14 protein-coding genes are annotated in these 14,455 nt (G+C 48.8%); 6 read left to right on the top strand and 8 right to left on the bottom strand.

Annotated features, from left to right (window positions below):
- Positions 1-132 precede the first annotated feature (132 nt).
- The 6 genes from GJJ30_RS07970 to GJJ30_RS07945 all read left to right on the top strand — a co-directional run bounded on the left by GJJ30_RS07970 (position 133) and on the right by GJJ30_RS07945 (position 4,643).
- Positions 133-984 carry an aldo/keto reductase gene (locus tag GJJ30_RS07970; RefSeq protein ID WP_154174628.1) on the top strand — a complete coding sequence of 284 codons (852 nt, stop codon included), beginning with the start codon at positions 133-135 and terminating at the stop codon, positions 982-984.
- 12 nt (positions 985-996) lie between these two features.
- Entirely contained in the window at positions 997-1,461 is a 465-nt protein-coding gene (locus GJJ30_RS07965) for a cupin domain-containing protein (RefSeq protein WP_154174627.1), read from the top strand.
- Positions 1,462-1,522: 61 nt separating this feature from the next.
- Positions 1,523-1,963: a nuclear transport factor 2 family protein gene (locus GJJ30_RS07960; RefSeq protein ID WP_229313026.1), complete on the top strand. Its 441-nt coding sequence runs from the start codon at positions 1,523-1,525 to the stop codon at positions 1,961-1,963.
- Positions 1,964-1,987: 24 nt separating this feature from the next.
- Positions 1,988-3,157 carry an aldo/keto reductase gene (locus tag GJJ30_RS07955; RefSeq protein WP_154174625.1) on the top strand — a complete coding sequence of 390 codons (1,170 nt, stop codon included), beginning with the start codon at positions 1,988-1,990 and terminating at the stop codon, positions 3,155-3,157.
- Positions 3,158-3,181: 24 nt separating this feature from the next.
- A complete protein-coding gene (locus tag GJJ30_RS07950) occupies positions 3,182-3,985 on the top strand; it encodes an SMP-30/gluconolactonase/LRE family protein (protein WP_154174624.1) in 804 nt (267 codons plus the stop codon).
- Positions 3,986-4,028: 43 nt separating this feature from the next.
- Positions 4,029-4,643, top strand: a complete 615-nt coding sequence (locus tag GJJ30_RS07945; RefSeq protein ID WP_154174623.1) for a flavodoxin — start codon at positions 4,029-4,031, stop codon at positions 4,641-4,643.
- A gap of 94 nt (positions 4,644-4,737) precedes the next feature.
- Here GJJ30_RS07945 and GJJ30_RS07940 read toward each other — a convergent pair whose 3' ends face one another.
- From GJJ30_RS07940 to GJJ30_RS07905, 8 genes are all read right to left on the bottom strand, one after another.
- Positions 4,738-6,777 (bottom strand): hypothetical protein, encoded by a 2,040-nt coding sequence (locus tag GJJ30_RS07940; protein WP_154174622.1) that lies wholly within the window; start codon positions 6,775-6,777, stop codon positions 4,738-4,740.
- A complete protein-coding gene (locus GJJ30_RS07935; protein WP_154174621.1) occupies positions 6,777-7,217 on the bottom strand; it encodes a hypothetical protein in 441 nt (146 codons plus the stop codon). Before GJJ30_RS07935 ends, GJJ30_RS07940 begins: the two co-directional genes overlap by 1 nt.
- Position 7,218: 1 nt before the next feature.
- Complete coding sequence (locus GJJ30_RS07930; RefSeq protein WP_154174620.1) at positions 7,219-10,326, bottom strand: coiled-coil domain-containing protein; 3,108 nt, start codon at positions 10,324-10,326, stop codon at positions 7,219-7,221.
- 24 nt (positions 10,327-10,350) lie between these two features.
- The gene (locus tag GJJ30_RS07925; protein ID WP_154174619.1) at positions 10,351-10,836 is read right to left on the bottom strand and encodes a helix-turn-helix domain-containing protein; all 486 of its coding nucleotides are present in this window, start codon (positions 10,834-10,836) and stop codon (positions 10,351-10,353) included.
- 16 nt (positions 10,837-10,852) lie between these two features.
- Positions 10,853-12,034, bottom strand: a complete 1,182-nt coding sequence (locus GJJ30_RS07920) for a BT4734/BF3469 family protein (protein WP_154174618.1) — start codon at positions 12,032-12,034, stop codon at positions 10,853-10,855.
- Between the two features lie 119 nt (positions 12,035-12,153).
- Positions 12,154-13,797: a primase-helicase family protein gene (locus GJJ30_RS07915; RefSeq protein ID WP_154174617.1), complete on the bottom strand. Its 1,644-nt coding sequence runs from the start codon at positions 13,795-13,797 to the stop codon at positions 12,154-12,156.
- The gene (locus tag GJJ30_RS07910; protein ID WP_154174616.1) at positions 13,794-14,090 is read right to left on the bottom strand and encodes a hypothetical protein; all 297 of its coding nucleotides are present in this window, start codon (positions 14,088-14,090) and stop codon (positions 13,794-13,796) included. Before GJJ30_RS07910 ends, GJJ30_RS07915 begins: the two co-directional genes overlap by 4 nt.
- Positions 14,087-14,371, bottom strand: a complete 285-nt coding sequence (locus GJJ30_RS07905; protein WP_154174615.1) for a helix-turn-helix domain-containing protein — start codon at positions 14,369-14,371, stop codon at positions 14,087-14,089. Before GJJ30_RS07905 ends, GJJ30_RS07910 begins: the two co-directional genes overlap by 4 nt.
- Positions 14,372-14,455 lie beyond the last annotated feature (84 nt).

Genomic DNA, 14,455 nt, shown 5'->3' with positions numbered 1-14,455 from the left:
AACTTACCGCTTTCCGACCGGCTTACCTGATGCAAAACCAGGAATCAGGAATAATGGTAGTAATCCCCGTAATCTGTATACCAATCAGGCCAATAAATGGGGAGACCTTTGTCCTGTTATTCGTAAATACCTATGCAACAAGTCGTTTTGAATAATGGGGTAGCAATGCCCATCCTTGGATTTGGGGTTTTCCAAGTGCCGGATCTGACCGAATGTGAACAGAGCGTATTGGATGCCATTTCTACAGGGTATCGGCTCATCGATACGGCGGCTTCGTATGGAAATGAAGAAGCCGTTGGCCAGGCCATCAAAAAAAGTGGCGTAGCCCGCGACGAGTTGTTTATCACCACCAAGCTTTGGATTCAATCGAATGGCTACGAGGGCGCGAAGAAAGCCTTCGATGCTTCGTTGAAAAAACTGCAACTCGATTACCTGGATCTGTATCTTATTCATCAGCCAATGGGCGATGTGTACGGCGAGTGGCGAGCCATGCAGGAGCTTTATCAAGAAGGCCGGATTCGGGCCATTGGGGTCAGCAATTTTGGGCCTGATCGTCTGATCGACCTAATCGTTCACAACGAAATCGTTCCGGCGGTAAATCAAATAGAAACTCATCCGTTTCATCAACAATTGGAAACGCAGCAATTTCTCATCGACAACCAGGTACAAATCGAATCCTGGGGACCGTTCGCGGAAGGAAAAAACAATCTGTTTCAGAATGATCTGCTCGGTTCAATCGCCACAAAGCACAATAAATCGATTGCCCAAATTGTCTTGCGATGGCTTACGCAACGGGGCGTGGTGGCCATACCCAAATCCGTTCATAAAGAGCGCATAGAGGAGAACTTTACTAGCCTCGATTTTAAGCTAAGCACGGATGACATGGAAGCCATCAAAGCCCTGGATACAAACGCCAGTTTGTTTTTTGATCACCGTGATCCGGCGATGGTGAAATGGTTGGGCGAACGAAAAATAACGAGTTAAACTACTATAACAATGACCAATAAACCCCAGATCAAATTCGCTGCAATTTTAGTCCTGATCACCCTGTCATGGGGAGCGGTAGCGCAGCAATCTCCTATCTTTCCAAAAGGTGAGCTATCATCGACACCGAATCACGTGGGCAATGTTTGGCTCAATGAATTAAGTGGGCCAGATAGCACATTTGCCTATAACATCGCCCAAGCCGTTTTTGACCCAGGTGCCCGGCTCGACTGGCATACGCACCCCGCTGGGCAGATTCTGCTCTTTACCGAAGGGACAGGGTATTATCAGGAACAAGGTAAACCCCGGCAAACCGTCCGCAAAGGTGAAATCATCAAATGTCAGCCCGGCGTCGAACACTGGCATGGGGCTACCCCAACCAGTGGGGTTACCTACCTAGCGACAACCCCAACCCAGAAAGGAAAAACGATCTGGTTCAAACGAGTGACCGACGATGAATACGCCGGTAAAAAATGATCTTGAACCCATTCTTTAACCACAATGAATCAGCATGAAAACCTTGGTTATTAGTCTTTTTATGGCCATAGCCAGTATGCAACTGGCCTTCGCCCAAAGTCCTAAAGCAACAACAGCTACCAGCAGTCAGGAACAGGAAATCATTACGCTCTCAAAGGATAAATGGAGCTGGATGTCCGAAAAGAATGTGGACAAGCTCACAACCTTATTTGATGACCAATCGATGTTTGTCCACATGGGTGGAAGCTGGGGTAAAAGCCAGGAACTGGAGGTCATTAAGAGCGGGAATATCTGGTACAAGAAAGCGACCATCTATTCAACGACCTTCCATCAGATTGGCAATACGGCCATCCTGTTAAGTGATCTAGACCTAGTGGCCGTTGTGGGTGGGAACGAAGTCACCAATCCCTTTATGGTGACGGAAGTCTTTGTAAAAGAAAACGGCAAATGGTCGTTAGGGCAACTCTCATTTTCCAGGCTAATGAGGCCCGTTAAAAATTAGCCACACGTTTAGCACGCTATCATTATGGAGCCTAAAACTAATGCCAATGCGACGATAGGTTCAACTCGTCGCAATCTACTTAAAACAGGACTAGTACTGGCAGGCGGGGTCTTGCTTGCCCCAGATACGAAAGGAGCTGTAATTTCATCAAATCAGCCTGCTTCAGTTGTCCCAACGGCTAAACTTGGACGCCGTAAACTAGGCACAATGGAGGTTTCCAGCGTGGGCCTTGGCGTGCAGAATATGCATCGTACCTATCAAACAACGATCCCCTACCGGCCCGAAATGATTAAAATCATTCGGAAAGCCTTCGATAGTGGGGTTACCTTATTCGATACGGCAGAAGCCTACGGCCCCTTTGAATGTGAGAGGATTCTGGGTGAAAGCGTCGCCTCGTTCCGCAACAAAATTGTGATCGAAACGAAGTATGGTTGGAACATCGATCAAAAAACAGGTCAGCGCCTGCCCGGTTTGAATAGTCGTCCCGAACACATCAAGGAAGTGGTGGAAGGCATGTTGAAACGCCTTCGTACTGACCGAATTGATTTATTGTATCAACATCGGGTCGATCCGGCGGTTCCGATTGAAGACGTTGTTGGCGCTATCAAGGATCTCATTGGCCAAGGTAAAATCTTGCACTACGGCTTGTCTGAACCAGGTCCACAAACCGTTCGACGCGCCCATGCCATTCATCCAGTTACGGCGATTCAAAATGAATATTCGCTACTTTGGCGGGGGCCAGAAGAAGTGATTCTTCCCCTTTGCGAAGAATTGGGGATTGGCTTCGTTTGCTGGAGTCCGCTGGGTGTCGGTTTTCTGACCGGGGCTATCGATGCCAATACGCGTTTTGCTCCTGGTGACATTCGCGGGATTGAAGAACGGTTCTCCCCGGAGAATCTACCCAACAATATAGCCCTGGTGAAATTGATCCAGAGCTGGGCTGAGCGTAAACAAGCCGCCCCTGCTCAAATTTCGCTGGCTTGGCTTATCGCTCGAAAACCGTGGATAGTGCCCATTCCCGGCACCACCCAGATGGCGCACATGCTGGAAAACGCTGGCGCTGCCGACGTGAAATTGACGACGGATGAGTGGAAGCAGTTCGATCAAGAATTGTCAGCTATCACGATCAAAGGTTTGAGATTGCCACAGGGAGTATTAAATTTCTCGAACGTTGAAGCTCCCAAAAAGCAGTAAAACAAAATCCTAAACCCCATCACGATGAACAAGTCACTGGTAGTGGCCACCATGCTGTTGTTCTCATCAGCATCCTTCGCTCAGCATCAGCTCAAGAAATTATGGGAATCCGACTCGATAACCTTGAAAGGCCCAGAGTCCGCGTTTTTCGATCCACTATCAAAATCCCTTTTCGTATCTAGTATGAATGCGGGTACGGTTGTGCGCATGGGTCTTGATGGGAAAATTATCAAGGCTGATTGGGTAACGAGGCTGAATGCCAACAAAGGATCGGCCTTGTTTAATGGGTTATTCTATACCGCCGAAATAGCCGCCGTTGCGGTGATCGATGTCGCCAAAGCATCCCTAATCAAACGCATTCCGATTGAAGGCGCGGTGATGTTGAATGACTTGGCAGTGGATGCCAATGGCGTGGTTTATGTGAGCGATACACGCACGGGTAAAGTATACCGGATCGAGGGTGACAAACCCACTCTTTATCTAGAGAATATCACCGGTGCTAACGGGTTGCTGTGCGTAAATTCTGATCTGTATGTTGCGGGATCGACTACGTTCCAAAAAGTAAATGCGTCCAAGGAGATTACCCAAATTGGCAACGGCTATGAAAGCGGACTTGATGGCATAGTGATGGTCGGCCAGAATGAATTTATTCTCAGCAACTATAAAGGGATTTTGTACTATGTGATGGCGGACGGAACCAACCAAGTGTTATTGGATAGCCGGGCCAATCGAATCATGGCCAACGATATTAGTTACGACAGCCGAACCAGAACGCTCTATGTGCCCTCCTTTGGCACAAATCGGGTCATAGCTTATAGCGTAAAATAAGCCATCTCTATCGTTCAACCGACTCGGCTGCGAGGTAAGACCCATGAAAAAGAGCCTGACTTTAATCCTATTACTGGCTTTGTTTTTTTCTTCGATCATCACGGATGCGCAATCGGTATCGTCAAAAAAGATTTTGATTGTTTATCTATCACGCACCACTAATACAAAAGCCTTGGCTGAAATCATTAATAAGCAGGTTGGCGGCACCGTAATCGGGATCGAATTAGAGAAGCCTTATCCGCATAATTATCAGTCCACGGTTCAACAGGTAGTCCACGAAAATGAAACGGGTTTTCTACCGCCTTTAAAAACCAAAATTGATCGTATCCAGCAATACGATGTGGTGTTTGTTGGCTTTCCAACCTGGGGCATGCAATTGCCCCCACCGATGAAAAGCTTTTTTCATCAATATGACCTAAAGGGTAAAACCGTCATTCCGTTTAATAGCAACGGCGGCTATGGGATTGGTAGTAGTTTTCAGACGGTTGCAGAGCTATGCCCTAACAGCAATATACTAGACGGCTTTACCACCAGGGGCGGTTCGGAGCGAGATGGGCAATTATTGGTCATTCAGGGAGTCAGAGCAAAAGAGGCCGAAATAGCGGTGCAAGCTTGGCTCAGAAAACTGAAATTCCTCAAAGCTGCGTCTCGATCTTAAAATACCTTTTCTCATAAAAAGCTCTTTTCGAGATACACTTATTCTCTGACTAGTGCCCTGATCACAAACCGATCAGGGCACTCAACGTGTTCAGCTAAAACGCAATCAGAGTAGCTGTGCAAGTCATCCCAGACCGGTAATTATTAACCTTATTCAGGTAAAAATAGCCATCACTTATTTCAATCTCGCCTACCCTGACATTCCGGAGACGAATTGGCAATTTGGGGTTGAGGTTGGCGACTACATGGCTCCGCAGGTGGATCGAAGGCGTAAAGACTCGAGGCCTGCGCAGCACTTGTTTCAAACCGTCATAATACCGGGCAATTAACGCTACTTCCGAAATCTGTGCCGGTCCCGGATCGAACGACAATGAGAAAGCATTGTCGTTGGTGAGCACTGTTTTTGGCCGCCGACCAAACCAGCAGCCGGTTAGCGTCACCGTGGCCGGAACTACCTCGCCTGCCGTATTCAAAATCTTCGTACTAATCTCAAACGATTTCGTCGGCTCCACTAGAATGACCCGCGCACCGGTCGCCTTTTTCTGGATCTGAAGTGTTTCCCCGCTGCCGGTTATCGTTCGGGTTTCGATCAACAGCGGTGCGCCGTAGCTGCCGATCTGCCGGGCGGATTCCATAGAGGCCGAAAAAGGCAGGGTAAACAACGTTGTTTCAGCTGGTAACGTTGCCCTGTCGCAACGAATCACGCCGTCTCCAAAGCCTTTATCTACGCCTGATTGCTCCTTGTACTTCAATAGATTTCGCTGCGCATACGGATCGATCTGAAACGAAAGACTCGGCTCTTCTCCCTCTTCCAGATAAGCTGACCAATCCACCGCCTGTACCCGGTTCCTAGTCACATCCGTCAGCTTGAATAGTTCCACCGTTTTCCGACGGTTGTCGATAGCAAACCATCCGCCCATTTTGAAAGCCAGGCTGAGGAGTAACTCCGTACATTTCAGATCGGGTAGATTCTGAGCCACTAACCAGGTATCTCCCGTATGAATCGTTGCGTCCGGAATGAACGAAGCGTAGGTCGAATCCGGATCATTCATAATAAAACCTTCCCATTGCGCGATCGCCGACCGTTTCTGTACAATTCGTCTGATTTTTAGCGTATCACCCTTCTTCAGCAGAATTTCAATATCGAGTTCTAATTGGTCAATCTTCGCTCGGCTCTGATTGTAACCAGTCGTTTTCGACCAGTACGCCTGCTCGACGAAAGCCCCGTTTTTCTCCAATTGCAACTTGACCTCCACGGTCCCCACATCCACTTTAACCATAAACCGCTGCACCGCGACTACTTTCAATCGCATAGCCGCATCGGCCACATAGCTATACGTCGTGGTGTTGAAGTTATTGGCTTTGCCGTCTTTCCAGTTATCCAGTTCCCGGTCATCCACGGAAAGTAGCATAATTTGGTTTAGTACTCCGCCAAACATGGGGGTCGGCGCCATCGTCTCGACCGTGACCCGAGCCGTCCGAGCATCGATCCATTCCTGATCCCGTGCCAGCGGTTCGGCTTCCGTAAACGGGATAACCATTTGCTTTAATAACGGATCATCCAGCCAGGCGCCCACGGGCCGATAACCCTCCTCCTGAAGCATTTGGGTGAGGATTGTCGGCACAAAAACGGCCGGAAAAATCGTATCCTGCGCTACAATGCCACCATCGATCGTGCCATAATCCAGAATCGGGTAACAAACGCCTTCGGTTGCCCCGGCGCGGGCGTTGATTTGGTCGAGCGTCCACGAATGGTCCAGCCAGGACAGATCCAGATCTCGAATGCTTTTCTCCGCTAACTTGTCAAATAACGCCCGCTGCGGATCATAAAGGGAAACTTGCCACTCGCCCTGAAATTGTTGTAATTCAGCCACGCCTTCAAAAGCAATTTCATCCTCTTCAATCAACCGGGCTGGAATCAGCTTATAGGGGTGTTGACTACCCGCATCCAATTGTTCGGCATTTTCCAGCAGCCGTTGGATTGCCAGAGAATGCGGTAATGTAAATTGATTCGAATAGGTGAGTTGAATACTATCGGGCTTGGTCAGATCGTTGGCTTGAATCGTCAGCGCCAGCGACGATTCGGCCACCCATACCCAACCCGCCGGGCCCTGCAAATAAATTCCGTCTTCCATCAGTTCTGTCGGTTTGTAATCTGGGTGGTTTTGTGAAGATCGAAGAGTTGCTGGGAGACCTCATCGGTTACTTCCCAAAGCTTTTCCGTGTGCTGACTATAGGTTTGCAGCCGTTGCCGAAGCTGTACAACTTCCTGTTCCAGCAGCACTTTCTCAAATAGAATCGTATGGCAACGGATGGCATAATACAAGGGATCGTCCAGCCATCGGGCTTGGTAGGCAATTACCTTCCGGAGCAGGTTCGGGCACGACGGCAAAGGTTGATTATTCTCGCGACAGTTCATTTCCGCCGTCGCATAGTGGGCGACCAACTCCGATAAATAATAACCGATAATGCCTTCCGGTGCTTCTTCTTTCCACTGAGGATACTCGGCCAGAATCGCCCGGATCAATTGCCGTCGTTGACGTAAGAGCCGGTATTTTTTGAATAGCTGTCTCATATTAGCCTTTAGTGGTTACATCGCCCCGGACCTGGACTTTGGTCATCTGGGCAGATTTGGTGTGAATATCCGTAACAGCCACAACAGGGGCAGGCATATTTTGCAGAGCCCCTGATACCTGTCGAGAGACTTCCCGGCCAATCAGGGTCGCTAACCGAGCCTCATTAAATGTATTGGTTGAGGAAGCGGATTGTAAAGCCACACCACCGTAATTAAAACTTGGTAGTGCACTAGTTGACATCGCCCCGGGAAACCGACGACCACCACCCGCCATGTTGATGGCTGACAACTCGGGATAAAACATCTGGGTCGATTTGGCATTGATCACCGCTTCACCATTGCTAATCCGGGCGGCAATGCTGTCCGAAGTCCCGGTACCGGGACCGGTCACATACGCCCCTTTGCGATCGGAAACATACCCGCCCTGGGCATACTGCTCGGCTTCGATCTTGCGGAGCTGCGCTTGTGTCTGGACTTCCGTCAGGGCCACCAACAGAGCCGCCAATAGCGGACGCCCGGCGTTATTGGCCAGAATGTTGGTGATGGCCTGCGCCTGGTTGATCCGGGCTTCGATCTTGGCTACCTTTTTACGTTTTTCACCGGTTTCTTTTTCCAGATCTTCCCGCTTTTTCTGGAATTGTTTCTCAATCTTCTCCCTCATTTCGGCATTTGCCCCCGCTGATTTTATGGCTGATTTTTCCTGATCATCCAAGGCCTTCTGCTGGATAGCGGTTTGAGCGTCATAGATGGCCGAAAGCGTCGCCGTGCCCTGCTGCAGCGTTGAAGTGATGGTATTGGCGATGTCCTGAAAGTATTCTTTCGTTAAATCTTTCCGAGCCCGCGCGTACCGAGTCGTGATTTCATCCTTCGCTACTTCATTTTTCCCCGCCTGCTGTAGTTCCAAGGCTTCCTGCTCCGCCAATAGCTTCTGGCGCTCCTGGTATTCGGCTGCGCTGCCGGATTTCGTCACGTTTAACCGGGATTGAGCAGCCGTCACCGCATCGGTTTTCTGCTTGACGAGCAACTCCTTGTCCACCGCGGCCTGTTCTTTGGCAAACCGGCTCCGGATTTCCTTTTTCTGTTCCTCCGTCAAGGTGATGTTTTCGAGTTCAGCCTTCATCTGAGCGTCAAGGAGTTCCTTCCGGAGGGCAAATTCGACGTCCGAACCTTCCGAAACGGCATTCAACCGGGCCTGAATCGCCACCGCGTCGTTTTGTGCCAACTGCGCTTTCAGAGCCGCATCGACGGCGAGCCTCTGGGCTTTCTCCGACGCATCGATTTCGGCCAGTTTCGCCTTTTGCTCTTTAGCATTCTTAATTGTGGCCAGCACATTGATTCGCTCCTGCTGGGCCTGATTGGTAATTTGCTGTTTGACCAGATCAGCTTCCTCCTCGGTTCCCTTTTTCACCAGGGCAAGCCGGGCAACAATGCCCGATTGCTGGACACGGAAAAACCGACTTTGTTCCTCGACGGCCCGCGCGACCCGAAGTTCTACGATTTCGGCATCTGCCTGGGCATCGACCATCCGGATCTGGGCTTTGTTCTTCAAATCCTTTTTCTCCAGTTCCGCCCGCTGCCGGATCAGCTGCTCCTCGATGGCCAGCGTATCCCGACCTAACTTTTTGGCGGCATTCAGTCGCAGCTCATTCCCGGCGATCTGGGCGCTGAGGGCTTCCTTGGCCGCTTCGATGCTTTTTTCTTTCTCTTCCTGAACCAGGCCGTTCAACGTGTTTTGAATCTCCGTAGCCCGTTCATACCGCTCCTCCCGGACGTCGCCTAACTCCGCTTCTGCTTCGGCCACCTTTTTACGATCCTCGTAATTATTGCCGTTCAGCTTGGCTTCTTCCTTCACATTAGCCACAACGCGTTTCTGGAAGGCCTCCCGTTCATTCTGAAGCTTCGATTCGATTTCGCCAGCCTTCCGGATAGCGGCCAGCCGATCATTGTACGGTTTCGTCGTATCGTCGGCGATCTGTTTCAACCTTTCTGCCTCCCCGCGCATCTGCTTGTATTTGGCCTCCATCTCGATCGACAGGTCACGGATCTTCTGCGATTCCAGGGCAACGGCCTCCCCTGCCTTGGCGGTTCGTTCCAACTCATCAGCCAGCTTTCCTGCCTTTTTCGAAGCATCGGTAATGCCGGTCCCGACCTGTACAATACCGTCGACCATCCCGACCCAATTGCCCTCCCCGATCGCTTTCAGGATCACGCCGAATCCTTTCACCTGGTTGATTAAATTCTCCTGAATGAAATCCCCGAATTTCTTCAGGGCTTCGCCCGGTTTGTTCCAGACATTGACCAGCAGCTCACCCAGCGACCAAACGCCCCGCGATACCAAACCGACAACAGACCCGAACGCCTTGGTTTTCCGTTCGATGAAATCCATCCCGGTCTGCGTTTTGGTCAGGAAACCGATCAGGGCCGTAAACGCGAGGACCAGTAACCCAATCCCGGTCGCGGCCAGCGCTGCTTTGGCGGCTTTCCCAAAACCGGTTACGCCGATCGACGACAGCTGAATACTTTTCGCCTGGTCGATCCACCCCTGCCGGTTTTCCTTCAGGTAGGTAATTCCATCGGTGAGCAGTCCGTAAATGGATTTTAGCTGGCCGATGATCGGTACCTGGTCGCCGATCGCTTCCCGGATACCGTCGGCATAGCGACCCACGGCACGCCCGGCCACGCCATACGATTTTTCAATGCCCAGCACCTCTTCGTTGAGGTCATTGGTCATTTTGATGAAATCGCGCCCGGCCTTTGATGCCCGTTCCTCCGGAGACAGATCGCCGATCAGTTCCTTGTATTGCGAAAGACGCGCGCGCATCTCATTCAGCGACCCGGTAACGGCTTTGTTCGCTTTGTCGTTGAGGTTGAGGGCACGTTCATTGTCGCGCATCTCCTTTGACAGAGCCTTGGTTGCCCGTTCATTTTTCGTGATCGCAGTGGCATACTCTTCGGAAGTGATTGTGCCGGCCTTAAACTCTTTTTTGATCTTGGCTTTTTCGGCACGCAGATCTTCCAGCGATTTACGCAGGCTGGCGATCCGCTTTTCAGTAGCAGCCTCATCGATGGTGATCTCGATGAGAACTTCGTTTTCTTTTTCCTGAGACATTCTGGTGTGGATTAAAAATTGAAATTAATTTTCGCCCAATTCTGGACCATCTAAATTCATCGTCAGATCAATTTCAGCCGCTAGTTCGACATGCTGCTTATCACGCCAATGTTCCGGTTGGCGGTTCTTTAACCAATTGAGACAGGCAGCCGCATCGGGTGGAATGTATTTAGTCACGATTTTTGTTACTTTTAACATTTTTTTGTCGTAACCACCTGTAAGTGAGTCATATGGGGCTTCACCTTCGCGTGTAACTTCGTGATGCTCAAAGCCAACACACCGTTTGTAGAAGGCTTCAGCTACTTTCACGTCCGCGATTAATTTCCCTTCCTTGACTGACTGTAAAAAATCAGGAAATTGTTTCTTCCAGTTGTTAATCGTCTTTTGGCTGACTTCGAACTGCTTGGCTAAATCGTCATCTGTAGCGCCCAATAAGCAGCATTGGCGGGCAATTTGATTGTACTCCGGTTTGTACTTCGTGGGTACTCCTTTCTGTTTTTGATTTTCCATGGTGTGGATTGATTGGTTATTTAAGTAAAAAATTTTGCTCTAATTGGCTCGAAATCGGCTCAAATGAGAAGAGTGGCAACGTTTCTTTGGGCAGATTGAATGCCGCGGCTATTTCGGCTCGTCGAGGACTAACAACAAGACGAAATGTCGGTTTTTGATCCGTTACATCCCATCCCTTCGGATAATCGGCAATTGCCTCAAATGAAACAGACACGTACTCAATCGGCAGATTCTCCAATTTTGAACGGGACAATTTGGGAGGTGATGCTTTTGGCCGATGTGACTGCCGATAATTCTGTAATTTGGAATCGCTTCCCCCAATAGGAGCCAACTTACCATTTCGAATACCGTCACGAATTGTTTTTTGCGACTTCGTAAAGTTTGGCCATTCACTGGCAACTGTTTCTAAAGCATAAACTGCAGTTTGCTCATCAAGGCGCCCTGCTCCGATATAGCCACCTATCACCCTGGCTAATTTTAAAAGTTTGATATGACGCTCTCCAGCTCCAGCTATCCGTAGCGCATTTATAATTCGATTTAAGAGCTGACTGTCATCGGTGTTGTAGCACGAATCAAATACTCGCATATTCGGCGGAGGAGGATTATAAATTCCCGCCATCACTGAAGGATTTTCATTGATATACGGTTCAGGATCGTAACTGACAAATCGCAAATCTGTCGGATTCCCACCCTTACTTCCGTCCAGCTTGATACCGAACCAATCGGTGAATAGTTTTTGCAAATAGCGGAAATGTCCACTCAACGTATCCGGCGTCTGATTATCTGGTAGCCTTACAACGAACCAGAGGCCACCACGAACCGAATAGGCGCAAAGAAGCACATAGGGCAGCCGTGAAATGTGCTTTTTCAATTCTGTCATGTCAATGCCTACATTGTCTTTCAGATCAACATCACCCATCATTAGTGGATATTGATAAATGACCTTCTCATCAAACGTTGTGTCCTTCTTTCGGTGGTTTAAAAGGGCGGCTGGCGTAAAGGCAGGCAGGTGCTTTTTAAGCTCATCCTGTTTGCCCTTGTTCGGCTCGTTGCGGATCGCTTCGATCTTCTCCCGGTAGTACTTAGTTTTGACCATTCGGCGCAGCGTGGTCTTTTGAGTGGGTACATTACCGAAAACTTGGCGTTGACGGTCGTATTCAAAAAAGCTGATAGGTAAATCCAAAAGTGCCGTTTCCATACTTTTCTGAGGACTTTTGCATTTAGCATTTAAGGAACCTATTATTCTAGGGTGTGTATACGTGCGCGTACACACATACCCTTCCATGGTGGAATCCTTAAATGTTAAATGTAAATTGGTCATGATTTGAGCATAAAAGTGACAGTCCGGGTGTCCGTTCCACGAGTGTATTTCCAGCCTTTACTTTTGGCGTACTGGTTAATGTTGTTGGTGAAGCCCCGCGTCGGTGTCGTGTTGTCGGTAATCCCGGCAAACGCCTTATAATCCCTGAAAACGTCATCTCGATTATAGACTTCATTAGCAAGCAAACCAGTACCTTTGTAGGTAGTGATCCATTCAAAGAACTCCTCGCCTGCCGTCTGCCGTAACCGGTTCTGATCGGCGCTGTGTAAACCGTAGGGCTGTAAACCCAGGCGGAGGTAATCCAGAACGCACCCAATCATATAGCGATCAAAGCGTTTCCATTCGTCTACATCCCAATCATCGCTAAAGAAGATGCACCCGTGCTCGGTCTGGATCGGCTTTTCATTACCTCGTTTGATTTTGCTTTTGTAGTAGTTACTGAACTCAATAATGAACTGCCGACGGATGTTGGATGACCCTTCATTCGACATGACCACGTTCGAAGATATCAACAGCTTGGGGCCGTCTTTGAAAGGAATCCGAAAGGTGTGTTGGTTTTTCTTCTCAATGGACCATCCTTCAGTGAGCAGGGAAAAGAAACGCTCCAAGGTAAAACGGCGCTCTGGTTTGGGGTGGTTGACCACAGGATCATCGATCCAAACCACAGCCGTGTCTTCACTGACCTCCTGAAAACAAAAGCGATCATTTTGATCAAACTTTTTCCCATCAATCACCGCGATCGGCCGTATTTGCCGGATGGCATTAGCAAATAATCCTTTTCCGGTTCCCCCTTCCGGTTTTCGGGCATCGGTTATTTCCTCATCGTAACAGAGAACCGCTTGCCCTTCCGCTGGATTACCATAGTGATGAATCAAGTAGCCTATGGCGGTCCGGAAGGCTTGCAGACGGTCGGGTTCATTGTTGGTAACGTTGCGGATAAATTGGGCGAAGTGACACTCTTCACTTTTTGCGACCGGGTCGAAGTCACGCTCCAGCACTTGAGACTGCCATACACAGCGGTCCTCCAGAAATGAATAAGGCAAAACCGCAATCGTCTCGCAGGTCACTTTAACAATGCCGTTTGTGTAGGGAATGTAACAAACTGTTTCTGTATCGCGAAGGACAGGTCGGGTATGGGTTGCTAATGATTCCAGGTTCTTCGGATTGATTGTCAGGTGCTGCTGGCGATTGAAGATTTCTAATCGACCTTCATACGTTGCTGACAAATACTCAACCTGCACATTAAATTGACGGGAGTCTATATACGCCTTCACCTCATCTCGCATCAGGGTATCAATAACCGGCTTAATGATCTCCTCTCCCTGAATTAAAAATGTGGTCGATTGATCCGGCCGGAAGCGTTTAGCGAATAGCTTGCTTTGAAGGAATAAAAAGACTCCTGTACGATAGATGCCACTAATTACCCAATCGCCAGCTTTATCACGCTCAAATGTCCATAGGTCCAATGCTACCTCATCTTTTCGCAATGGAATAATTTCATTCCACTGTGACTCACCCTCTTCGAAATCCATTTCAGATGTGGTCGCCAAATCTTCATCTGATAGATCAAATAAGCGCGGCCTTTTTGTAAATTGTCCCTGTCCTTCAACTTTCTGTACGGGGCGGCTGTGGTAGTTCATAGCTGCTCCGTTTTTTTATTGTTGCCGTATTGTTTCAAAGCATGTCGAAGCTCCCTTGCCCGATCATCAGGCGTTCGTGGGTCGAAAGCAAATTTTTCCACCGTTTCGCGTGAATAGCACCAATCCTGAACCTCGGGTACCCATTCGTTATGACAGTAGAAAGCTATTTCGAACTCTTGACGAGTCCACCGTGATTTGGCATTAATAATATTCCATTGATGCTGTTGAAATACCTTTATAAATCCTAATTCGTAAGCTGTTGGATTCAGTTGAAGGCCTGGAAGTGCATTCATATTTTTTTACCTCCTTTCGGTCGAGCAGCAGCCAATAATTCGCTCTTCAGATAACGCACTTGATTACCAATCCGGCGAGGTGAAAGAATACCTCGTCTAGACCAGTCCCAAACGGTAACCTTACTTACTTTTAGAAATTGCGCTGTTTCTTCAGGTGTTAACAATTCGTCGGGCTCAACCGATGAGGAGGCAATAGAAGGAGGATTGTATTTAAGAGCAATACTTGCCGCTTCGATCATCATTGTTCGCAATTGATCAGCGGGAATAATTACCATTTCCATGTTTCGCGTTATTTAGCGTTGAACATGGGGGCAATATTGTAAGTAAATATAAGTCGCAAGTGCGAATCGTGCATGAATGCATCA

The organism is Larkinella terrae (assembly GCF_009668025.1).
In the GTDB taxonomy this organism is placed as follows: Bacteria; Bacteroidota; Bacteroidia; order Cytophagales; family Spirosomataceae; genus Larkinella; species Larkinella terrae.
Note: the sequence above shows the minus strand (reverse complement) of the source record. Positions and strands in the feature narration are given on the sequence as shown.

Coding starts and splice junctions, on each gene's coding strand:
- GJJ30_RS07970 (WP_154174628.1), top strand. CDS start 133: ATGCAACAAGTCGTTTTGAATAATGGGGTAGCAATGCCCATCCTTGGA.
- GJJ30_RS07965 (WP_154174627.1), top strand. CDS start 997: ATGACCAATAAACCCCAGATCAAATTCGCTGCAATTTTAGTCCTGATC.
- GJJ30_RS07960 (WP_229313026.1), top strand. CDS start 1,523: ATGGCCATAGCCAGTATGCAACTGGCCTTCGCCCAAAGTCCTAAAGCA.
- GJJ30_RS07955 (WP_154174625.1), top strand. CDS start 1,988: ATGGAGCCTAAAACTAATGCCAATGCGACGATAGGTTCAACTCGTCGC.
- GJJ30_RS07950 (WP_154174624.1), top strand. CDS start 3,182: ATGAACAAGTCACTGGTAGTGGCCACCATGCTGTTGTTCTCATCAGCA.
- GJJ30_RS07945 (WP_154174623.1), top strand. CDS start 4,029: ATGAAAAAGAGCCTGACTTTAATCCTATTACTGGCTTTGTTTTTTTCT.
- GJJ30_RS07940 (WP_154174622.1), bottom strand. CDS start 6,777: ATGGAAGACGGAATTTATTTGCAGGGCCCGGCGGGTTGGGTATGGGTG.
- GJJ30_RS07935 (WP_154174621.1), bottom strand. CDS start 7,217: ATGAGACAGCTATTCAAAAAATACCGGCTCTTACGTCAACGACGGCAA.
- GJJ30_RS07930 (WP_154174620.1), bottom strand. CDS start 10,326: ATGTCTCAGGAAAAAGAAAACGAAGTTCTCATCGAGATCACCATCGAT.
- GJJ30_RS07925 (WP_154174619.1), bottom strand. CDS start 10,836: ATGGAAAATCAAAAACAGAAAGGAGTACCCACGAAGTACAAACCGGAG.
- GJJ30_RS07920 (WP_154174618.1), bottom strand. CDS start 12,034: ATGGAAACGGCACTTTTGGATTTACCTATCAGCTTTTTTGAATACGAC.
- GJJ30_RS07915 (WP_154174617.1), bottom strand. CDS start 13,797: ATGAACTACCACAGCCGCCCCGTACAGAAAGTTGAAGGACAGGGACAA.
- GJJ30_RS07910 (WP_154174616.1), bottom strand. CDS start 14,090: ATGAATGCACTTCCAGGCCTTCAACTGAATCCAACAGCTTACGAATTA.
- GJJ30_RS07905 (WP_154174615.1), bottom strand. CDS start 14,371: ATGGAAATGGTAATTATTCCCGCTGATCAATTGCGAACAATGATGATC.